The organism is Streptomyces sp. CB02414, assembly GCF_001905385.1.
Classification (GTDB): Bacteria; Actinomycetota; Actinomycetes; order Streptomycetales; family Streptomycetaceae; genus Streptomyces.
The window spans coordinates 40121-61226 of the sequence record NZ_LIPF01000016.1 but is presented as its reverse complement, the minus strand read 5'-3'; the positions used below and the strand labels follow the sequence as shown (position 1 = coordinate 61226).

The 21106-nt window shown below is 71.1% G+C and carries 17 protein-coding genes and 1 pseudogene; 7 read left to right on the top strand and 11 right to left on the bottom strand.

All coding sequences use genetic code 11. The features are described 5' to 3' along the window. The first annotated feature begins 125 nt into the window (after window positions 1-125). Window positions 126-3259 (top strand): annotated as a pseudogene (locus AMK11_RS35550) (Tn3 family transposase). A gap of 18 nt (window positions 3260-3277) precedes the next feature. Here AMK11_RS35550 and AMK11_RS35545 read toward each other — a convergent pair. The 6 genes from AMK11_RS35545 to AMK11_RS35520 form a co-directional block, all read right to left on the bottom strand. Then, the gene (locus AMK11_RS35545; protein WP_073732260.1) at window positions 3278-3580 is read right to left on the bottom strand and encodes a sulfurtransferase TusA family protein; all 303 of its coding nucleotides are present in this window, start codon (window positions 3578-3580) and stop codon (window positions 3278-3280) included. Beyond that, window positions 3577-4842: an MFS transporter gene (locus tag AMK11_RS35540; RefSeq protein WP_073732259.1), complete on the bottom strand. Its 1266-nt coding sequence runs from the start codon at window positions 4840-4842 to the stop codon at window positions 3577-3579. Before AMK11_RS35540 ends, AMK11_RS35545 begins: the two co-directional genes overlap by 4 nt. 36 nt (window positions 4843-4878) lie before the next feature. Further along, complete coding sequence (locus AMK11_RS35535) at window positions 4879-5445, bottom strand: carboxymuconolactone decarboxylase family protein (RefSeq protein ID WP_030496617.1); 567 nt, start codon at window positions 5443-5445, stop codon at window positions 4879-4881. Between the two features lie 84 nt (window positions 5446-5529). Continuing rightward, window positions 5530-6714: a trans-sulfuration enzyme family protein gene (locus AMK11_RS35530; RefSeq protein WP_073732258.1), complete on the bottom strand. Its 1185-nt coding sequence runs from the start codon at window positions 6712-6714 to the stop codon at window positions 5530-5532. Between the two features lie 50 nt (window positions 6715-6764). Further along, the gene (locus tag AMK11_RS35525; protein WP_030496615.1) at window positions 6765-7946 is read right to left on the bottom strand and encodes a cysteine desulfurase family protein; all 1182 of its coding nucleotides are present in this window, start codon (window positions 7944-7946) and stop codon (window positions 6765-6767) included. After that, the gene (locus AMK11_RS35520; RefSeq protein WP_073732257.1) at window positions 7943-8620 is read right to left on the bottom strand and encodes an ArsR/SmtB family transcription factor; all 678 of its coding nucleotides are present in this window, start codon (window positions 8618-8620) and stop codon (window positions 7943-7945) included. Before AMK11_RS35520 ends, AMK11_RS35525 begins: the two co-directional genes overlap by 4 nt. An 87-nt stretch (window positions 8621-8707) precedes the next feature. On the opposite strand from AMK11_RS35520, the gene AMK11_RS35515 reads away from it, so the two are divergent. Further along, window positions 8708-10087 carry an MBL fold metallo-hydrolase gene (locus AMK11_RS35515; protein ID WP_073732292.1) on the top strand — a complete coding sequence of 460 codons (1380 nt, stop codon included), beginning with the start codon at window positions 8708-8710 and terminating at the stop codon, window positions 10085-10087. Continuing rightward, a complete protein-coding gene (locus AMK11_RS35510; protein ID WP_030496612.1) occupies window positions 10084-11364 on the top strand; it encodes an MFS transporter in 1281 nt (426 codons plus the stop codon). Before AMK11_RS35515 ends, AMK11_RS35510 begins: the two co-directional genes overlap by 4 nt. Window positions 11365-11386: 22 nt before the next feature. Here AMK11_RS35510 and AMK11_RS35505 read toward each other — a convergent pair whose 3' ends face one another. Then, complete coding sequence (locus AMK11_RS35505; protein ID WP_073732291.1) at window positions 11387-12046, bottom strand: class I SAM-dependent methyltransferase; 660 nt, start codon at window positions 12044-12046, stop codon at window positions 11387-11389. Window positions 12047-12281: 235 nt separating this feature from the next. Here AMK11_RS35505 and AMK11_RS35500 point away from each other — a divergent pair, with 235 nt between their 5' ends. Beyond that, complete coding sequence (locus AMK11_RS35500; RefSeq protein ID WP_073732256.1) at window positions 12282-13280, top strand: recombinase family protein; 999 nt, start codon at window positions 12282-12284, stop codon at window positions 13278-13280. A gap of 238 nt (window positions 13281-13518) precedes the next feature. On the opposite strand, the gene AMK11_RS38305 is transcribed toward AMK11_RS35500, so the two are convergent. Continuing rightward, the gene (locus tag AMK11_RS38305) at window positions 13519-13821 is read right to left on the bottom strand and encodes a winged helix-turn-helix transcriptional regulator (RefSeq protein WP_198941543.1); all 303 of its coding nucleotides are present in this window, start codon (window positions 13819-13821) and stop codon (window positions 13519-13521) included. 262 nt (window positions 13822-14083) lie between these two features. On the opposite strand from AMK11_RS38305, the gene AMK11_RS35490 reads away from it, so the two are divergent. Continuing rightward, complete coding sequence (locus AMK11_RS35490; RefSeq protein WP_241847163.1) at window positions 14084-14863, top strand: MBL fold metallo-hydrolase; 780 nt, start codon at window positions 14084-14086, stop codon at window positions 14861-14863. Between the two features lie 337 nt (window positions 14864-15200). Here AMK11_RS35490 and AMK11_RS39070 read toward each other — a convergent pair whose 3' ends face one another. Next, the gene (locus AMK11_RS39070; protein WP_073732253.1) at window positions 15201-16046 is read right to left on the bottom strand and encodes a hypothetical protein; all 846 of its coding nucleotides are present in this window, start codon (window positions 16044-16046) and stop codon (window positions 15201-15203) included. 1067 nt (window positions 16047-17113) lie between these two features. Here AMK11_RS39070 and AMK11_RS35480 point away from each other — a divergent pair. Both AMK11_RS35480 and AMK11_RS35475 read left to right on the top strand, forming a co-directional pair. Then, the gene (locus AMK11_RS35480) at window positions 17114-17848 is read left to right on the top strand and encodes a dienelactone hydrolase family protein (protein ID WP_073732252.1); all 735 of its coding nucleotides are present in this window, start codon (window positions 17114-17116) and stop codon (window positions 17846-17848) included. A 312-nt stretch (window positions 17849-18160) separates the two neighbouring features. Then, entirely contained in the window at window positions 18161-18808 is a 648-nt protein-coding gene (locus AMK11_RS35475) for a dihydrofolate reductase family protein (protein ID WP_073732251.1), read from the top strand. A gap of 668 nt (window positions 18809-19476) precedes the next feature. On the opposite strand, the gene AMK11_RS35465 is transcribed toward AMK11_RS35475, so the two are convergent. Together AMK11_RS35465 and AMK11_RS35460 are read right to left on the bottom strand one after the other, a co-directional pair. After that, a complete protein-coding gene (locus AMK11_RS35465) occupies window positions 19477-20046 on the bottom strand; it encodes a hypothetical protein (RefSeq protein ID WP_073732250.1) in 570 nt (189 codons plus the stop codon). A gap of 234 nt (window positions 20047-20280) precedes the next feature. Then, a complete protein-coding gene (locus tag AMK11_RS35460) occupies window positions 20281-20973 on the bottom strand; it encodes a hypothetical protein (protein WP_241847162.1) in 693 nt (230 codons plus the stop codon). Window positions 20974-21106 lie beyond the last annotated feature (133 nt).

The window sequence follows — 21106 nt, the reverse complement described above, 5'->3', positions numbered from 1 at the left end:
GGGAACAACGGAACAGCCGTTAGCGCTAAGGAACGCTCTTGACGTCTAGCACAGTGATCCACTCCGGTGCTGGGGTTCGGGGAAAGATCGTCTGCGGGGTTTGACGCGGGGCTACCGTCCGCCGCGTGCCGGTGGAATTTTTGACTGATGAGCAGGTCGAGGCGTACGGGCGGTTCGTGGAGGAGCCGACGCGGCCAGAGCTGGAGCGGTTCTTCTACCTCGACGATGTGGACCGGGAGCTGATCCGGAAGCGGAGAGGCGATCACAGCCGTCTGGGGTTCGCGCTCCAGATGTGCACGGTCCGCTATCTGGGGTTGTTCCTGGAGGATCCGCTAGAGGTGCCGTGGCCGGTGGTCGAGTACCTGGCCGAGCATCTGGGCGTGGAGGACGCCTCGTGCGTGAAGCGGTACACCGAGCGGCAGATGACGGCGTACGAGCACGCGTGGGAGATTCGGGACGCCTACGGCTACCACCAGTTCGAGGACGCGGAGTGGGGGCGGAGATTCCGTACGTTCCTGCACGGGCGGGCGTGGACGCACGCCGAGGGGCCGGTGGCGCTGTTCAACCAGGCGGTGGGCTGGCTGCGGCGCAACCGGGTACTGCTACCGGGCGTCTCGGTGCTGGCCCGGCAGGTGGCGGAGGTCCGCGCGGTCGCGGAGAGGCGCCTGTACGCGACGGTGGCCAAGGCCGCGCGGCGGGCGGAGGCGTCGCTGCCGGCGGACCTGGTGGCGCTGCTCGATGTCCCGGAAGGGCGGCGGGTCTCGGAGCTGGAGAGGCTGCGCCGGCCGCCGACGCGGACGACGGGGACGGGGATGGCGAAGGCGCTGGAGCGGGTGGAAGAGATCTCCTCGTTCCGGCTGGGCCGGGTGCGGATCGACAGAGTGCCGCCGAACCGGCTGGCGGCGCTGGCCCGGGTCGGGCTGGGGTCGAAGGCGCCGAACCTGGAGCGGACCCCGGAGCCGAAGCGCACCGCGCTGCTGACGTCGGTGGTGCGGCACCTGGAGGCGTCGGCGATCGATGACGCGCTGGACCTGTTCGCGCTGCTGATGCAGGTGAAGCTGATCAGCAGCGCCCGCCGAGCGACGGACAAGGACTGGCTGGCGGCCCGGCCGCGGGTGGCGAAGGCGTCCCGCATGGTCAACGGCGTGTTCCGGCTGTGGAGCGAGCAGCTGGCCCTGGTCGAGGAGCACGGCGCCGACCTCGATCCGGCGGCGATGTGGCGGGCGCTGGAGACGGAGATCGGGCCGCGCGAGGAGGTCGCGGCCGCGGCCTTGCTGCTGGAGGAGCTGCTGCCGCCCGGGGACGATGAGACCGAGGCGGAGACGCGGCGGCTGCTGGCCACCCGCTACAGCACCGTCCGCCCGTTTTTGTCCCTGCTCGGGGAGTCGTCCGCGCTGAGCGCGGCCTCGGCCGGCAAGCGGGTGCGCGAGGCGGTGAGGCGGCTGCCCGCGCTCGCGCGGCGGAAGGTCAAGGTCAAGCCGCTGCTGCCGCGCGAGATCGACGCCCGTCTGGTGCCGGCGGCGTGGAAGAGGGCGGTGTACTCCAACCCGGAGCTGCCCGAGGGCGCGGTGGACCGCGACGCGTACGTGGTGTGCGTGCTGGAGCAGCTCTACCGCGCGCTGATGCGGCGCGATGTGTTCGCCTCGCCGTCGAACCGGTGGGCCGATCCGCGGGCCAGGCTGCTGGACGGCAGGCGGTGGGACGCCGTCGCCGAGGACGTCCTGCACGGCCTGAGCCTTCACGAGCCGGTCGAGGAACACCTTGCCGGGCGGGTGCGGGCGCTGGATCGGCGTGGCAGCTGATGGCCGAGCGCCTGGAGGAGGCCGGGCAGGACGCGAAGTTCAGCTTCGAGGTCCAGCCGGGCGGCCGGCTGAAGCTGAACGTGGACCGGCTCGGCGCGGTCGGTGAACCCGCGTCGCTGCGCTGGCTCAGGAAGACCACCGCGGCGATGCTCCCGAAGATCGACCTGCCGGACCTGCTGTTCGAGGTCGATGCCTGGACCGGGTTCCTGGACACCTTCGTGCACCTCGGGGACGGCCGCACCCGGATGGAGAACCTGAAGACCTCGCTGGTGGCGTTGCTGGTCGCCGAGGCGTGCAACATCGGCCTGACCCCCGTCATCGACGCCGCCGACGAGGCGCTCACCCGGGCCCGGCTGGTGCACGTCGACCAGTACTACCTACGCGCCGACACCATCGCCGCGGCGAACGCGAAGCTGATCGCAGCCCAGGCGCGGGTGCCGATCGTCTCCCACTGGGGCGACGGGCTGCTCGCCTCCGTGGACGGCCTGCGGTTCGTGGTGCCCAAGCGGACCATCAATGCCGGGCCCTCGCCGAAGTACTACCACTTCAAACGCGGGATCACGTGGCTGAACGCGGTCAATGACCAGGTCGCGGGGATCGGGCAGATGGTCGTGCCGGGTACGCCGCGCGACTCCCTGCACATCCTGGACACCCTGCTGAACCTGGACGCCGGGGCGCGGCCGGAGATGGTCGCCACCGATAACGCCTCGTACTCCGACATGGTCTTCGGGCTGTTTGCGATGCTCGGCTACAACTTCTCGCCCCGGTTCAAGGACCTGGGCGACCAGCGGTTCTGGCGGGCGGAGATGCCTGGGGTCACGACCGGCGGGTACGGGCCGCTGGAGGACCTGGCGCGTAACCGGGTGAACCTGAACAAGGTGATCACGCACTGGCCGGACATGCTGCGGGTGGCCGGCTCCCTGGTGACCGGGCAGGTCCGCGCGTACGACCTGCTGCGGATGTTCGGCCGCGAGGGGCGGCCGACCCCGATGGGGCAGGCGTTCGCCGAGTACGGGCGGATTGCCAAGACCCTGCACCTGCTGCGGGTGGTCGACCCGGTCGACGACACCTACCGCCGGCAGATGAACCGGCAGCTGACCGTGCAGGAGTCCCGCCACAAGCTCGCCCGGGACATCTGCCACGGCAAGCGCGGGCAGATCATGCAGGCGTACCGGGAAGGGCAGGAGGATCAGCTCGGCGCGCTCGGGCTGGTCCTCAACGCCGCCGTGCTGTGGACGACCCGCTACCTGGACGCCGCCGTCGACCAGCTGCGCGCCCTGCCCGCCAACGAGCGGGAGCACGACGTCCTGGACCAAGACGTCGCCCGGCTCTCCCCGCTCAGGCACGCGAACCTCAACTGCCTGGGCCGCTACAGCTTCCGCACCAGCATTCCTTCCGATGGCGGGCTGCGCCCGCTGCGCGACCCGGCTGCGGCCGAGCAGGACGAGGACGAGTGAGCACAGCGGTGCCAGCGGCTACGGGGTTGTTGGGTGCCATGGCGCGTCGGCCCGGGTGGACAGCGCGTCGGCTGCCAGTTGAAGGGCATACACCGGCCGTTCGTCGCCGTGGACGGCGCCGAGGTAGTGGTGGCCGGTCATGTGGCACCAGGCGGGCAGGTCCAGCGGCGCGGCCGGGTCGGTGGCGATGACGTGGACGACGGTGCCCGGCTCGGCGCCGTCGATCTCCTTGCGCAGGCGCAGCAGGAGCGTGACGCACAGCAGGCCGGTGCCGTCGACGGTGATGCCGGGCGCGGGAGTGTCGGGGATCGTGGGCTTCATCGGCGGTAGGCCGTGGCGGCGACGGCGGGCAGGAGGGCGAGGGAGAGGGCTCCGCCGGTGAGGGCGAGGGCGGGGTAGCTGGTGGCGGCGACCATGATGCCGGAGGCCATGCCGCCGGTGGCGCCGGCGATGGCGATGGAGACGTCGACCAGGCCCTGGGTCTTGGCGCGGGTGGCCAGCGGGACGGTGTCGGTGATGATCGCGGTGCCGGAGACGAGACCGAAGTTCCAGCCCAGGCCGAGCAGGGCCAGGGCGAGGGCGAGGAGGGCGACGGAGTCGCCGGGCGCGGCGGCGGCGAGGATGCCGGCGGCGAGCAGGGTGATGCCGGAGGCGGCGGCGATCTTCATGCGGCCGTAGCGGTCGACGAGCCAGCCGGTGAGCGGTGAGGGCAGGTACATGGCGCCGATGTGGATGCCGATGACGAGGCCCGAGGCGGCGGTGGAGTGGCCGTGGTCGTGCATGTGGACCGGTGTCATCGTCATGATCGCGACCATGACGAGCTGGGTGAGGATCATGACCAGCGCGCCGAGGACCACGCCGCCGCGGCCCTCGCCGGTGTCGGCGTCACCGCCGTCGGCGGCCGGGTTGGCCGCGGTGTCGGCTTCCCTGGCCTGGGCGACGGCGCGGGCCAGGAGCAGCGGGTCGGGGCGCAGCCACAGGGCGAGGACGAGCGCGGCCAGCGCGTAGGCGGCACCGGAGATGACGAAGAGTCCGGCGAGGTGGGGGATGTGGAGGTGTTCGGCGAGGGTGCCGGCGGGGGCGGCGAGGTTGGGTCCGGCGACGCCGCCGAGGGTGGTGGCGACCAGGACGGTGGAGACCGCGCGGGCGCGGTGGCCGGGTGGGGCGAGGTCGGCTCCGGCGTAGCGGGCCTGGAGGTTGGTGGCGGTGCCCGCGCCGTAGACGAACAGGGCGATGAACAGCAGGACGGGGTTGTCCAGGACGGCGGCAGCGATGACGCCGGCCGAGCCGAGGGCGCCGGTGAGGTATCCGGCGGCGAGGCCGGGGCGGCGGCCGCGGGCCTGCGAGATGCGGCCGACGGTGACGGCGGCGAGAGCGGACCCGGCGGTGAACAGGGCGCTGGGCAGTCCGGCGAGGCTGGTGGTGCCGAGCATGTCCTGGGCGAGCAGGGCACCGACGGTGACGCCGGCGGCGAGACCGGCGCCGCTGAGGATCTGGGAGGCGACCAGGACACGCAGGATGCGGCGCTGTGCCTGGGCGGCGTCGGGTATGGCGGCGGGGACGGCGGGTGCGGTGCTGGTCATGTCTCTTCCTGCGCGGGGCGGTCGGCAGTGGATGTGTCAGGGGGTGGTGGCTGCTGGCGGCGTCCACTGCTGGTCGTGCCAGGCCGGGTCGACGTGTGTGTGGGTGAGGTGGTTGGTGTAGTTGGACAGGGTCTTCATGCCGACGCCCAGGACGACGTCAAGGATCTGGCGGTGGGTGTGTCCGGCGGCGAGGAAATCGGCGACGTCCTGCTCGTCGGCCCAGCCGCGCTTGTCGACGATGGCCTGGGTGAGGCGGCGCACGGCGTCCAGTGACGGATCCTGCAACGTGGTCGCCTTGCGCAGGGCGTTGACGTCGTCGGTGGTGAGACCGGCGCGCAGGGCGAGGGTGGAGTGCGCGGCAACGCAGTGCGGGCAGGCGTTGGCGACGCTCGCGGTGAGCAGGACGACCTGCTGCGCGGGCTTGGGCAGAGAGGAGGCGGCGAACTGCTGGGCCAGGGCGGTGTAGCCGGCCAGGAGCTGCGGGGACTCGGCCATGACGGCGTTGAGGGTGGTGAGGAAACCCATGCGTTCGCGGGCCGCAGCGAGGTGCGGCAGGGCCTCGGCGGGTGCGGTGGCCTCGTCATGGAGGGGAAAACCGGTCACGGAATGGGAGGCCTTTCGTGCAGAGGCGTACGGGGCGCTCACCGGGCCCTCGTGCGGGCCCGGTGAGCGGATGGAGGAGGGCTGTCAGTCGGCGTCGAGGGCCTGGGCGAGATCGGCGAGCAGGTCGTCGGCGTCTTCGAGGCCGACGGACAGACGGATCATGCTGTCGGCGATGCCCCGGCGGGCGCGCTCGGCCGCATCGAGGCCGTGGTGGGTGGTGGTGATGGGCTGGGTGACCAGGGACTCGACGCCGCCCAGGCTGGGCGCGATGGCGAACAGCCGCAGCCGGTCCACCACCGCGGCCGTCTGGCCGGCGTTCGCGTCCAGGACGGCGCTGAGCATGCCGCCCCCGCCGCGCATCTGCGCGTCCACGATGCGCTTCTGCTCGCCGGTGGCCAGCCCCGGGTAGTGCACACGGGCGACGCGCGGGTGCGTCTGCAGGAACGCGGCGACCGCCTGCGCGGTGGTGTTCTGGGCGCGGACCCGGACGGGCAGGGAGCGAACGGAGCGGGCGAGGAGGAACGCGGTCTCGGGGGCGATGACCTGGCCGAGGTTCTTGCGCCACCCCGCCACCGGGGCGAGGTGTTCGGCAGGGCCGGTCAGGACGCCGGCGGTCAGGTCGGAGTGCCCGCCGAGGTACTTGGTCGCCGAGTGCACGACCAGGTCCGCGCCATGGGCGAGCGGGTTCTGGTTGACGGGGGTGGCGAAGGTGTTGTCCACCACCGTCAGCGCGCCGACCGTGCGGGCCTGGGCGGAGAGGGCGGCGATGTCGAAGACGGTCAGGGTGGGGTTGGCCGGGGTCTCGAAGAACACGATCCGCGTCCGGCCGGTCAGCACCTCCGGCAGCCGCTCGACTTCGTCGGCGCGCAGGAACGTCGTGGTGATGCCGATCTGGGGCAGATTGTCGCCGAGGAGTTCGAACGTGCCGCCGTAGACCTCGCCGATGCACACGATGTGGTCGCCGGTGCGGCAGTGGGCGAGGAAGGTGGCGGCTTCGGCGGCCATGCCGGAGGAGAACGCCAGGGCCTGCTCGCCGCCTTCGAGGTCGGCGAGCTTTTCCTCGGTGGAGCGGATGGTGGGGTTGAGGCCGTAGCGGGTGTAGAGGTTCCCGCTCTTGCGGCCTTCGACGACGTCGAGAAGGTCGGCGGTGGTGTCGAACGCGAAGGTGGAGTGGTTGTAGAGCGGGGTATGGACGGCCCCCTCGGCGTCACGGCGCTCGCCGGCGTGGACACTGCGGGTGGACAGTCCGTGCGCGCTGGTCTCGGTCATGCCTCTCCTGCTGCTCGTCGGTTCCTCTTGGCTCGGGCCGGTGGGCCCGGTCACTGCGCGCCAGCCGCCCGGATGAGGGTTGCTGCCGCCGTCTCGATCTGCTCGGCCGTGGTCCAGCGGCCCAGGGACAGCCGCAGCGCGCCGAGCGCGCGGTCCGGCTGCATGCCCATGGCGGTGAGCACCGGGGAGGGGGTGTGGGTGCCGCTGTGGCAGGCTGATCCGGTCGACGCCGCGATCTCACCGACGGCGGCGAGGACCTCGTGGCCGAGAGCGCCGTCGACGCTGACGTTCAGGGTGTTCGGCAGCCGATGCTTGTCCGGCCCGTTGAGGTGCACGCGGCCGGGCAGACCGATCGCCAGCCGCTGATGGAGATCGTCGCGCAGAGCCGCGACGCGGGCTGGAGCGCCGGAGGCAAGCTCCTCGGCCGCGAGCCGCGCGGCGGTGCCAAGCGCGACGGCCAGGGCGACGTTCTCCGTGCCCGCGCGCAGGCCCCGTTCCTGCCCGCCGCCATAGACGACCGGCTCCAGGCTCACACCGTCGCGTACGTACAGGGCGGCGGCGCCCTTGGGCGCGTACATCTTGTGCCCCACGATCGTCAGCAGGTCCACGCCCAGGTCGCCGACATTGAGGGGGATCTTGCCCACGGCCTGGGCGGCGTCGCAGTGGAACAGCGCACCACGCTCACGGGCGAGCGCGGCGAGTTCCGTGATCGGCTGGAGGGCGCCAGTCTCGTTGTTCGCCGCCATCACCGACACCAGCACCGTGTCCTCGGTGAATGCGTCGGCCAGGGCGTCCGGCTCGACGAGCCCGTCGCGGTCGACCGGCAGCACGGTCACCCGCGCGCCGTGCAGCCGCTCAAGGGCCCGGCACGTCTGAAGGACGGCCGGATGCTCGGTGGCCTGGGTGATCACATGCGGGTGCGGGCGGCCAGAGGCCAGGACCGCACCGCGCACCGCGAGCAGGTCGGCTTCGGAGCCGGAGCCGGTGAACACGATCTCGCCGGGCCCGGCGCCGATCAGAGAGGCGACCTGGGCACGGGCCTCGGCAAGCGCCCGGCGCGGCTCCTGGGAGAAGGGGTGGTTGCTGGAGGGGTTGCCGAAGAAGTCGGTCAGGTGCGGCCACATCGCCTCTGCGACGCGCGGGTCGACCGGGGTGGTGGCGTTGTAGTCCAGGTAGACCGGCCCGCCGGCCAGTCCCGGGTGCGGCGGGAGGTCGCCGCCCGGGCGGGTCACGTCAGGTCCGCGGCGTCGACGGGCATCTGGGACAGGCGCCACTCCAGCATGCCGTCGTTGAGGCGGATCGCGCGCCGGCCGCGGTCGGTCAGGAGCCGTACGGCGTCGTAGGCCAGGACGCAGTACTCGCCGCGGCAGTAGACGACGATCTCCAGGTCCTCGGGCAGCTCGTTGATCCGGTCGGCCAGCTCGTCGACTGGGATGGAGAGGGCTCCGGGGATGTGCCCGGCCTGGTACTCCTCCACCGGCCGGACATCCAGGACGACAATGTCCCCGGCCGCGATCCGGGTCCGCAGTTCCTCGCGGCTGAGTTCGGCGGCGGTGTCCTCGCCGAGGTAGGCGTCGCGGGCGGCGGGCACGGCGGCCTGGTGGGTCTCGGCTACCTTGCGCAGCAGCGCGAACAGCTGGGCGACGTCGTCACCGGCGAGGCGGTAGTGGATGCGCACGCCTTCGCGGCGAGTGGCGACGAAACCGGCCTGCTTCAGGGTCTGCAGATGCGCCGAGGCGGTGGTCAGGTTCAGTCCGGCCGCCTTCGCGAGCGCGTCGACGGTGCGCTCGCCCTGGGCCAGCAGATCCAGCAGCTCCAGACGCTTTCCGCTGGCCAGCGCCTTGCCGCTGACCGCGAACGCGTCGTACAACCGCGCCTTCGTCCCGCTCTTCGTGTTCTCCGACATAGCATCCTCCATAAATCCATGGATTATTGTAGTTGAGTCTGGTGGGTGTGACCACACGCCCCCGTTCCCGAGATCTTGGAGGACGCCGTGGGCTTCGCGGACGATCACCTCATACCGCTGGTCGACGAAGGACTGGGCAACAGCGCCTACCTGCTCGACCTCGGCGACGGACGCGCCCTGGCCATGGATGCCAGCCGCGACCTGCGCTCTTTGCGCGTGGCAGCCGAGCGGCGCGGGCTGCGCATCGCATTCGCCGCGGACACGCATCTGCACGCCGACTTCCTCTCCGGCGCCGTCCAGCTCGGCCACGACACCGGCGCCACGATTCTGGCCTCCGCCGCCGGCCGCCGCGCCTTCGCGCACCGGGCGCTGGCCGACGGCGACGAGGTCGACCTCGGCGGGCTGACCCTGCGGGCCCTTGCCACCCCCGGGCACACCGACGAGCACCTGTCCTTCCTGCTGCTCGACGGCGCCCGGGAGCTCGGGGTGTTCACCGGCGGGTCGCTGATCGTGAACTCCGCCGCCCGCACCGACCTTCTGGGTGCCGACCGCACCGAGGAACTGGCCCGCGCCCAGTACCGGTCGCTGAAGCGGCTGACCGCGCTGCCGGACGAGACCGCGGTGTGGCCCACCCACGGCGCCGGGTCCTTCTGCTCCGCGCCGCCCGGCGCCGAGCGCACCACCACCATCGGCGCCCAGAAGCAGGCCAACCCGCTGCTCGCCGCACCGGACGAGGACACCTTCGTGGCCGAGCTGATCGCGAGCCTGGGCACCTACCCGGCGTACTTCGACCGCCTCGGCGAGATCAACCGGCGCGGCCCGACGGTACTGACCGGACGGCCAGCGGTGCCCGAGCTGTCCGCTCGGCAGGTCCGTGCCCTGCTGGCGGACGGCGGGTACGTCCTGGATGTCCGCCCGGCGGCCGACTACGCGACCGGTCACATCCCCGGCTCGCTGTCGATCCCGCTGCGCGAGCAGTTCGCCACCTGGCTCGGCTGGCTCTTGCCCGACACCGCGCCCCTCGCGTTCGTCGTCAACGACGACCAGGACCTGGGCGAGATCGTCTGGCAGTCCTACAAGATCGGCTACGAGCGCCTTGCCGGGCGCCTCGCCGGCGGCATCAACGCCTGGCTCGCCGACGGCAACGCGCAGGCCACCACCGCGTTCCTCACCGCCGACCACGCCACCGGCCGCCCCTACGTCGATGTCCGGCAGGAAGCCGAGTTCGCGGCTGGACACGTCCCCGGCGCCGTGCATATCGAGCTCGGCGCCCTCGTCGAGACCGCTGCCGACGCACCGACCGGCCCGGTCGTGGCCTGCGGGCACGGTGAGCGCGCCATGACCGCCGCCAGTCTCCTGGAGCGCGCCGGCCACACCGACATCGCCGTCCTGGACGGCGGACCGGCCGACTACACCGCCGCCCACGGCCAGCAACTCGCCCAGGGCGCGGAGGACACCCGCTCGTGAATGCCACACCCACCACCACCGCGACCGATGCCGCCGGGCGGCCCGTACGGCTCGGGCTACGGGAGAACTGGCTTCAGTTCACCCTGCTGGTCATCGTCAACATCTGCGTCGGCGGCCTGGTCGGCCTGGAGCGCACCACCGTCCCGCTCATCGGTTCCGAGACCTTCGGCCTGACCAGCGACCTGGCCGTCTTCTCCTTCATCATCGCCTTCGGCCTCACCAAGGCCCTGACCAACCTGGCCGCCGGGGCCCTGACCGCCCGCTTCCGCCGCAAGCAGCTGCTGGTGGCCGGCTGGCTGCTCGGTATCCCCGTCCCCTTCGCCCTCGCCTGGGCGCCGTCGTGGGGCTGGATCGTCGCCGCCAACGTGCTGCTCGGCCTGAACCAGGGCCTGACCTGGTCGATGACCGTCAACATGAAGATCGACCTCGTCGGTCCCTCCCGCCGAGGGCTGGCCACCGGCCTGAACGAAGCCGCCGGATACACCGCGGTCGGCGTCACCGCCCTGCTCACCGGCTACCTCGCCACCAGCTACGGCCTGCGCCCCGTCCCCGAACTCATCGGCGTCGTCTTCGTCGTCGCGGGCCTCGCCCTGGCCCTCGTCGTCCGCGACACCGCCGCCCACGTCGCCCTCGAACTGGCCAACCACACCAAGCCGCTGCCGACGGATGAGGACACCGGTCTGAAGGCCACCTTCACCCGGACGTCCTGGCGCAACCGCTCCCTGCGCGGCGCCAGCCAGGCCGGGCTGATCAACAACCTCAACGACGGCCTCACCTGGGGCGTCTTCCCCCTCCTCTTTACCGACCACGGCCTCGGACTCGCCGCCGTCGGCCTGATCAAGGGTCTCTACCCGATTCTGTGGGGGCTCGGACAGATTCCCACCGGCCACCTCGCCGACCGCATCGGCCGCAAGCCCTTGATCGTCTACGGCATGCTCGTCCAGGCCGTCGGCTTCGTCCTCGCCCTCGCTCTGCTGGACCGGCCGCTGCTCGCGGGCATCCTGTCCGCGGTCTTCCTGGGCCTGGGTACCGCCATGGTCTACCCGGCCCTCATCGCCTCCATCTCCGACCACGCCCACCCCGCCTGGCGGGCCAACGCCCTGGGCACCTACCGGTTCTGGCGCGACATCGGCTACGCCGCCGGAGCTCTCGTCGCCGGCATCCTCGCCGACGCCCTCGGCCTCAACGCCACCGTCATCGCCGCCGCCGTCCTCACCGCCGCCTCGGGACTCCTGGCAGCCCGCTGGATCACCGAGCACCGGCCCGACGCCCGCTGAACGAGCAGCCTGTCCTGGCCACCTACCGGGGCAGGCTCTGGGTGACCCGCCACAACCGCCGCGGCAACTCCCCCTCCTCGAAGGCGTGAATCTCCCGCAGGTCCCAGCCGTCGGCGAGCGCGTCGACCAGGTCGCGGTCGAAGAAGTGCACGGCGAAGCCTCCGTGCTCGAAGATGCCGTCCCCATGAGCGACACCGGTGCCGTAATGAGCGTCGCCGGTGTGCCGGACGGTGTAGACGAGGGTGCCGCCGGGCCGCAGCACGCGACCGACCTCATCCACTGCCGCGTGGATCTCTTTCGTGGACAGCGCCATGCACAGCAGCATGTGCGCGAACACCGCATCGGCCGACGCGTCCGCCAGCGGCAGCGGCGCACGGACATCATGTACGGCCGTGGTGACCTGACCCTCAAGGTCCCGGGCGAGCGAGGCCCGGCGCAGCTGCTCCAGGCCGGTCGCGGAGAAGTCGGCAGCCTGCACAGTGAAGCCCTTGGCCGCGAAGAACAGCGTGTCCCGGCCATGGCCAGCGCCCAACTCCAGCACATCCCGCGCCCCGGCAGCACGGAAGACCTCGGCGGCGCGGACCGCGGGCGCGGACGGCTCCTCGCCGTACATCCCCGGGTGGACGGTGTAGGTGTCCTGCCAGTGCTGCCGCTGGATCTCTGCCAGCTCCTGCTCATCCATCACGGCCTGTGTTCCCTCCAGGTTGCGCCGACGCGCAGCATAGACAGCCGTGCTTCCAGCGCTGCTCAGGACACGGACAACGCCATCCGCTCTCACAAACGATCCTTTGCGCGAGCAAGATCAATCGCGGGCCGCCGGAGCCCCATCGGACCCGGATTCATTCGCAGAACCCGTTCTCACTCAAAAGCGGGACGGACCCCCTTTTGAGACTTGCATTGTGCGAAAATCCGGCCCCATGACGCACCCTCAGCAGCCCTCTCCGACCGACCGGTCGGACGCCGACGACGTCGAACAGCACGCCTGTCCGAAGTGCGACGCACAGCCCGGCTCACCGTGCCGCTCGCGCGGCGGCGCGGTCGCCTCCGCGTACCACACCCGCCGCTTCACCCTGGTGCCCCGGCTGAAGAAGGCGCTGCGAGTACCCACCCCGGCCGACCGGGGCCCGGGCCGGCCATGGCGGCCCGGCACCCCGCCGCCAGCACCGATCGACCCGGACCTGCCGAGCGCGGACATCCGCATCGGCTACGCCCGCTGCTCGACCCTCGGGCAGGAACTCGACTCCCAGCTCGACGCACTCAGCAAGCACGGCATCCCCCGCGACAAGATCTTCAGCGAGAAGATCAGCACCCGAGTCCGGGTCCGCCCCCGGTTCGAGGAGGCCCTCCGTACGGCGCGGGAAGTCAAGGCCCACGCCCCGCACTGCCGGGTCATCTTCACCGTGTACGAGATGAAGCGCCTCGGCCGCGACGCCGCCGAACTCACCGCGCTCGCCGACCACCTCACCGCCCACGGCCTGATCCTGGAGATGCTTGCCGGGCCCTTGCCCGGCATCTACGACCCCAGCGGCCCCGGCAAGCTGCTGTTCGCGTTCTTCGCAGCGATGGCGGAGACCGAGCGGGAGAACATCCGCGAGTCCACGCTGGAGGGGCTCGACACCGCGGCCCGCAAGGGCAAGCACGGCGGCCGGCCGCCGGTCATCACCGACGACATGCTCCACACCGTGCTCCGCCGCCGCGCGGGTGGCGAGTCTGTCGAGCAGATCCAGCCCGACCTGATCATCCCCACCGGCAAGCGCAAAGGGCAGAACCCCTCCGTCGCCAGCATCTACCGGGCCCTGGCCGAGCACGCCAAGCGCGAGGCGTACCCCGAAGCTGTCGAACAGGCCCACGCCGACTTCGCCGCCCTGCTCGGGGAGGTTCCCGAGCCCCGGGCCGAGTCACAGCCCGTACGGTGACTCGCCTTCGGTGGCCCGGGAGCGCTTAGCGCTAACGGCTGTTCCGTTGTTCCCCGAGGCCGGGAGTGTGCTCTCCTCCACGCCTGACGTGCGGTGCGGGATCAGCATCACGCCCGGGCGTCGGCGTGGCCGAGGCCCGTTCGTCGGCAAGCTGTCCACTCACCCGTCCAAGGACGCGTCCCGCTCGGCCCGTACCTCCTCCTGCTGCTCGGCCAGCTGTTCTTCGAGTTCGTCCAGCTCAGGATCCATGCCTCGGATCGTGGGAGGGCGCCCAGCCACAGCGAGCCGCGGTTCCCCACTCCCACATGCTGCGCACTACTGGTTCCAGCGCCCGGCCCTGGCTGGTCAGGACGTAACGGACGCGGGGAGGCCAGCCCGGAGTGCGGTGACGCTCGATGACGCCCGCACCGGTCAACTGGGCCAGCCGGTCCGAGAGGACCTTGTCCGAGAGAGCGGGCAGGGCGGCGGACAGTTCGGAGTACGTGGCCTGACCACGGCGCAGGAACTCGCGAACAACCAGCGGCGTCCACCGACCACCCATCGCGGCGAGGGTGATGTCGACAGGACATCGCGGTTCGTGGCCCGGCGGAACGAGGGCGCTGTCAGGACAGTCCGCCAGCGGGCCGGCCTGGTCACCCGCCGGTGCGTGTCCAACTGTTTGGTGAGTCACGAGAGCCCCTCCTAATGTCCGGCAAGAACAGCCCGCCAGCTCGCCTCCAGGGGGCCTTGTGCGTATCCACCACCTCAACTGCGGTTCTCTCCGGAAGATTCCACCACTCGGCGAAGAACCTCCGGCCGGCGCCGTGGACCGCGAACGGGCCGTTGCCTGCCATTGCCTGCTCATCGAGACGGACTCGGACGGGCTGGTCCTGGTCGACACCGGCCTCGGCAGCGCAGACCTACAGCACCCCGACCGGTCGCTGGGTGCGGACTGGGTCGCCTACGCCCAGCCCGCGCTGAACCCCGAGGAGAGCGCGCTGAGCCAGGTCGTCCGCCTCGGGTACGCGGCCCAGGACGTGCGGCACATCGTGCTCACCCACCTGCATCGCGACCACACGGGAGGACTGCCGGACTTCCCCCACGCACAGGTGCATGTCCACCCCGACGAGTACCGGGCCGTCACCGACCCCACGGCAGCGCACCACCGGCACAGCCTCGACCGCTTCATGCCGGCACACCGGGCGCACAACCCGCTGCTCACACCCGCACCCGTGGCGGATCGCACAGAGTGGTTCGGCTTCCCCGGTGCGACGCGGCCGCAGGGGCTGGCGTGCGACCTGCTGCTGGTTCCGCTGCCCGGCCACTCGGCGGGACACTCGGGTGTCGCCGTGCGCGACGGCCACGGACGGTGGCTGCTGCATGCGGGTGACGCGTACATGTATCACGGCGAGCTCGAGCACACGCCGCCTCTCTCGCATCCTGCCCTTGAGCCGGTCCAGCAGGGAGCACAGACCGACGTCGCGGCTCGCGAAGCGACCCGCGACCGACTGCGCTCCCTCCGACGCGACCACGCGGACGAGATCACCGTCTTCAGCGCACACGACCCATGGGAGCTGTCCCGCTTCACCGCTTCCGAAGGCTAGGAACATCGGGTCGGGCCTGCTTCGACTGAGTTGCTTGAGAGCGTCGTCGCAGGCCCTCCGGGTGTTCTCGATCGGCATCCAGGAGAAGAGCGCTCGCACATCCGCTGCCGTCGCGTTGTCCGGTCTGTCTCGAGCCGAACCTACTGACGGAAGATCTTCCCCACAGGCAGCCGCTCGCGACCAGCGTGAGCATCCCCGACGACTGTCACACCAGCCCTTTGGCCTGGGTCTTCAGGTTGACGGAGGCTCAACGAGGGACACGTCCTGCACCACGTCCCGAGGTCGGCTTCAAGGACGACGGCTCAGTCCTGCGGACGCCGCCACGGTGGTGGCGTCGTCAGGGGCGGGGGAGTAGTGCGTACGGGCGCAGGGGGACGCCGACGACCTGGAGGACGAGGTTGCGGTGTGCGGCGTGCAGGGTACGTACGGCGGCCCGGGTCAGGCCGGGCTTCGGTGGTTGCACGCCGGCGCGTTCGCGACCGGGCTTCGTCGGGATCCACAGGTAGCCGGGGTCGCTGCCTTCCAGGGCTGCGGTGATGCCGGCGCGGACGTCGAGCCAGCGGCGCAGGATCTCCACGGTGTGTTTGTCGAGGGGGTGGTCGGAGTCGGCGACGGCCACGACGGGGACGGGGCGGCGCTCCAGGTCGATGTCGGTGACGTCGAGTTTGTGGAGCTGGGGCACGGTGCGGCCGGTGGCGGCGACGAGGGCGGCGACGGCGGCGGTGCGGACGGCGGTGGCGGCGTTGGCGCCGGTGGGGCGCCGTACGGCGAGGGTGCGCAGCAGTTGGTAGGCCTGCTCGGGCTCGAGGCGGTCGCCGTGCCCGGAGGCCGGGTAGGGCCGGTGCAGGCCGGGGAGGGCGAGGTGGTCGACGAAGGCGTTGTACGTCTGGATGCGGGCGCGCTGGGAGTCGGACGCGGCGGCGGTGTGCGGACCGGTGAGGGTGTTGCGGCGGCGGGTCTCCCCGGCGTCGGCCGCGTCGAGCCATGAGTCGGCGTGCTCGGGCCGTACCAGCTCTTCGGCGGTGAGACGCGTGGCCTTCTCCTTGTCGAGGACGTGCTCCAGGTACTCGGTGAGGAGCGTGCCGCGCAGGCGGACGGTCTCGTGGGCGTAGCCGGCGTCCTGCTGGGCCCTCGTGAAGGTGCCGATCGCGGCGAGGGCGTCGGCGGTGCGCGGGTTGGGCATGCCCACAGAGTACGGAACCCAGGTCCGACCAAGCGGGATAACAGCAAGAAGCAAGGAACCGCTCCTTCCCGGCCGGCTAGCTGCAGGTGTCGTTTCGGTCCGTGTCGGACCAAGACGGTCCGAGCAGGCCCGGTACGGTCCTTGTGCGACCCCGAGCAGCCCGGAGGCGGGGCCCTCGGCCCCGATGGGGGTACTCCTCGCTTCTTGCTGTTATCTATCCGGATGGGGGTGCCGGTAAGAACGCTGCAGGTGAGTCCGGGGTCGTACCGGTCGGGCCGGGATCCGTCCGGACGGCCACGCCCGCGAAGTGATCTGACTCACATGCTGTCACAGGGATCGATGAGGCGGTGTCTTGTTCTCGTCACCGCGGTCAGCACCCACGGGCACACGCGTCCGGCCGCGGAACACGGCGGGACGGCAGCTCTGCAGACTCAGTGGTTCAGGGGGCTGACGGCGTGACCGAAAGCCCCCACCCTGGATGCTTCGGGGCTCGACATGCTCGCCAAGCTACCTGACCGGGGCCCGACGACGCACACCGGTTTGTGCCCGTCGGCACTGACGCCGACGTCATGACCACGGTCGGCCGACGAGCTCTCCCGGCTTCGACCGGGCCGCTCGGACCGCTCGTCACCGAGGCGTGCGCCGGCGAAGAAGAGGACGAACGAGGGCCCTGACATCCGAGCCGGATCTCCCGCCCTCATGACCCGCGGCTGCCGTCGGAAGGACACCGGCACTTCCGAGACGTATGCGTCAGCCGCTCCAGTGCTCGGCAGCCGACCGGGCGCTGAGGGTGTACGGGTGGTCGGCGCCGAGCACCCGCACGTAGTCGGCGACGAGGCCGGCCAGCAGCATTGGTCGTACTGATGGTCAGGGCTGTGGACTATGTTGTGGGGATGACTACCGGGACGGCATCGCGCCACACACGGATTGGTGACCCGGTGCTCTTCTGAGCGCCGTACGGGCCAGTGCGGGCCCGCTGCTCGATCGAGGGTCCCGCGCTGCCGCGCGGGCCCCGCCTCCGTCGTGTTGATCACAGGTTCGACACATCAACCACGACAGGAGAGTTCATGCGCACCAAGACATTGCGGATTCCCACCGCGGACGGGCAAGCCGATGCGTTCGCCGTCTTCCCTCACAGCGGCGAGCGGCACCCGGGGGTGCTGATGTACGCGGACGGCTTCGGCATCCGGCCTGTGCTGCGGGAGATGGCCCGCGATCTGGCCGGGCACGGGTACTACGTACTCGTCCCCAACTTCTTCTACCGGCACGGCCCGGCACCGGTGGTCGAGCTTCCCGAGCACATCGGAGAAGAGGTCCGGCCCGCGGTCTTCGCCCAGCTGATGCCCTTGATCGAGGCGCACACCGCCGACCGTGTTCTGAGTGACGCCGAAGCCTTCCTCAGGTTCCTCACCAGCCAATCCGAGGTCAGCGCCGGTCCGGTCGCGGTGACCGGCTACTGCATCGGCGGCCTTCTGGCGATGCGCACCGCCGCGGCCCACCCCGGCCAGGTCGCGGCTGTCGCCGCGTTCCACGGCCCCGTGGGGGCAGACGGGCCCGAGCTCTTCTCCAAGCTCACCGCCCAGGTCCACCTCGGTCACGCCGAAGGCGACATGACACCCGAGGCCCTCGGCGAGCTCAACCAGGCCCTGGACGCCGCAGGTGTCAGCTACACCTCCGAGATCTACCCCGGCACCGTCCACGGCTTCACCATGTCCGACACCGACACATTCAGCGCCTCCGGGCTGAAGCACCACTGGGACCAACTGCTCCCCCTCCTGGCCCGCACCCTGGGCAACGGCTGACGCTCCAGGCTCGGAACCAGATCCGGAGTACACGGCTCTGCGCCTGCCGGCTTGGGTCGCATGGGGCCCTGGCCGGCATCGAGAACGACCGGTGACCCACCGTGGTCGCAGGGCGCCCCCGCCAGCGCGGAGGCGGCCCGCCCGTTCCAGGCGGCAGTGCCGAACCCAGACAGGGGAGGTTGGCGTGTGCACCCGGCAAACCTGTCTCCACGAAGGTACCGCGGGCACGGCTGCGATGACCTTTGCCGGGTCCGCGGGTCTACCCTTCCGGCAGCGATGATCAGAGATCACCGGACGGGAGCAGGTAGCACCATGACGCAGTTGCTGCGGGTCCAGAATTTCACCGTCTCGGGCGACGGATTCGGCGCGGGCGAGGGGCAGAGCCTGGAGCGGCCCTTCGGCCACGCCGATCCGATGAGCTTGATGAGCTGGGCCGGCGCCACGGCCAGCTGGAAGATGCGAACGGAGCCGGGCGGCAGCCGCGGACTGGACGACTACTTCATCCGCGACTACGACCACAACATCGGCGCCGAGACCATGGGCCGCAACAAGTTCGGCCCGCAGCGCGGCCCCTGGGAGAACGAGGAGTGGCAGGGCTGGTGGGGCGACGAGCCTCCCTTCCACACTCCGGTCTTCGTCATGACCCACCACACCCGCCCGTCCTTCACCTTGTCGGACACCACCTTCCATTTCGTCGACGGCGACCGCGCCAAGATCCTGGAAAGGGCGAAGGAAGCGGCCCAGGGCAAGGACGTCCGCGTCGGTGGCGGCGCCACGACCATCCGCGCCTTCCTGGAGGCGGACCTGGTGGACACGTTGCACGTGGTGGTGAACCCATCGATCACGCTTGGCTCCGGTGCCCGCCTGTGGGAGTCCCCGGACGAGCTGACCGACCGCTTCCACCTCGACGTGGTCCCCAGCCCGAGCGGGGTGGTACACCACCTGTTCTGGCGGAAGTGACGCGCTGAGCCCGACGCGGACTCCCTGCACCACTCGTTCGCGGTGGCGGTCCCGGCGTATGGCTGCGTACGTTCGAACCCATGACGCGCACGCTGAGTTCCCGGCTGGTGGTCCAGTGAGCGGCTGGTGGGCCCACCTGGGCGAACGGACCCGCCGTGAGGTCGATGCCGAAGTGCTGCGCGACCGCCGGCTGTCGGCCGTCAGGTCCGTCTGGGAGGCGCTGCGCCCCCTCGGGGCCGGCCTGCACGAAGCAGAGCGGGTGGTCCACGCGCGATACGAGGCTCTGGGAGACCGCGTACAGCGCACGCCACCCGATCCGCTGGACCTGTCCTCGCTCACAGCCCGGGCCGCCGCTCTTCCCGGCCGTGTGGCAGCGGTGGAGGCGCTCTGGGACGGCGATACAGTCCACGATTGGTTCGTGCTCCTGGTCGGGGTCCTGGACGCCCCTGAAGGGGAAGGCCACCTCCAAGTACCCTTCCCGCTTCGCGTCTCCGCACGTCCCGGCTGGCGACGCCCCGCGCTGGAGGACGATCCAACGGTCGGCGACAAAGCCAGGCATGTGACGGTGCAACGCCCCGCGCCACTTGCTTCAGCGACGTCGTTGCCTGAGGCGGCGGCAGCCGGGGAGGAAACTCTTCGTCACCGGCGGAGACCACGCCGGAGGTTGCTCACTCGCCCCGCAGTTCGGCGCGTGCCCGCTGCAGTTGCTCGACGGAGACGGCCCCGGAGTCCGGCAGGCCCGCCTGCGACCATGCGGCCTGTGCCCGGGGGACGGCGCCGCCGGCGTCGTCGAGGAGGATCTTCTTCGCCAGGTTCACGGCGATGGCGCCGTCGCCCAGGTCCATGAGGTGGGCGAGCATGCGTACGCTCTTGGTCGCGGAGGCTTTCTCGTTGTACCGGAAGACCAGCACCCACCGGCCCCGCAGGCCGCGGGCCCGCTCGATGAGGTCGCGGCCGCGGTCGGTCTCCTGCTGCTCGGTACGGATGTGCTCCGTGTCCCCGGCCGGAGAGCGCAGGGTGAGCAGTCCCCGGCGGCTGGACTCCTCGATCTCCACCTCCTCCAGGAACGCCACGAACCGCGAGGCACTCTCCAGGCGGTCGATGTCCTGCGCCGCCTGCTGGGCGATCAGGTGCAGGTCGACGGTCAGGGCATGCACGCGGCGGCCCCACGCCGGTTCTTCACCGACCGGGCAGGGGCCGGCGGCCTGGGCGGCCGCGATGACAAGGCTGTAGTCCACGTCCCCATCATGACGGCCCTGTTCATGCACCGGACGACCAGACGACGTAGCGGCTGACGCGTGCTCGCGGGCCGGCGCGGCATGCGAGCGGCCCGCCGGGTACGCGGTGCGCAACCGCGTCGGTCTTCTGGGCGGCCATGGCGGGGCGTGGGCCGCCCTGCTGCTTCGGCCTGAGCCTCCCGCGTCCCGCGCCAACCCCCAGGGAGCCGCCTTGAGGGGCATCGTCCCCGTGTATCAGCGTCCTCTTGCCCGCGATTCGGTCCTGGCCCGTTCGAGTTCTCGGGTGACGGCCTGTTCGTCCTGGCCGTGTACCGCCTTCTCGAGGCTGTGATCGTCCTTGCGGGAGAAGCGTTCGCCGCGGGCGACATCCTCCTTGCTCAAGGTGCGTCCGCACCATTCTCCTTGTCCGACGGTCTGGTCGTCGAAGGGGACGGCGGCGCCTTCTCCGAGCACTACCCACTGCCCGGAGGCCCATCGCAGGGCGAGGAGGTAGGTGTGGCCGGGTTCGAGGCGGGGAGCCGCAGCGGTCGTTCGCTTGGTGCGCTTGCCGCTGTCGCGGTAGACGTTCCAGCCGGCGCTCACCATGTCGAAGTCCTGCCCGATCTGCTGCCGGGGGCTTGGGGACGACCAGAGGACCTTGTCCGCGCGGAAGGTCACCGCTCGGTCGGTCCGGTACTGGATGGGGCCCTTGGCGAAGTTGCGCCGGTTGGTGTCCTGTTCGGCTGTCGGTGTGGCCACGACGACGTGATCGGCGTTGGCGACCCAGTCCTCCGCTGTCCGGGAGGGGTGGCTGTCGCTGGGGATTCCGCAGCCGACCACCGTATCGAGGCCGCCGTGGCCGACCAGGACGCCGGCGGCGACTCCGGCCAGGGCCAGAAGTGCGGCGACGGGGCTGCTCGTCAGGCGGTCGATGACTGTCGTTCGCACGTCTACCAGCACTCCTGAGCGGGGACGAGTGCGGAGACCGCGGTGCAGGCGGCTTCGGCGCGGCGTGCTGCGGGTATGTCTTGGGCAGCGTGGGCGAGGAGGCTGGTACGCAGCCGGGCTCGAAGGTTCAACT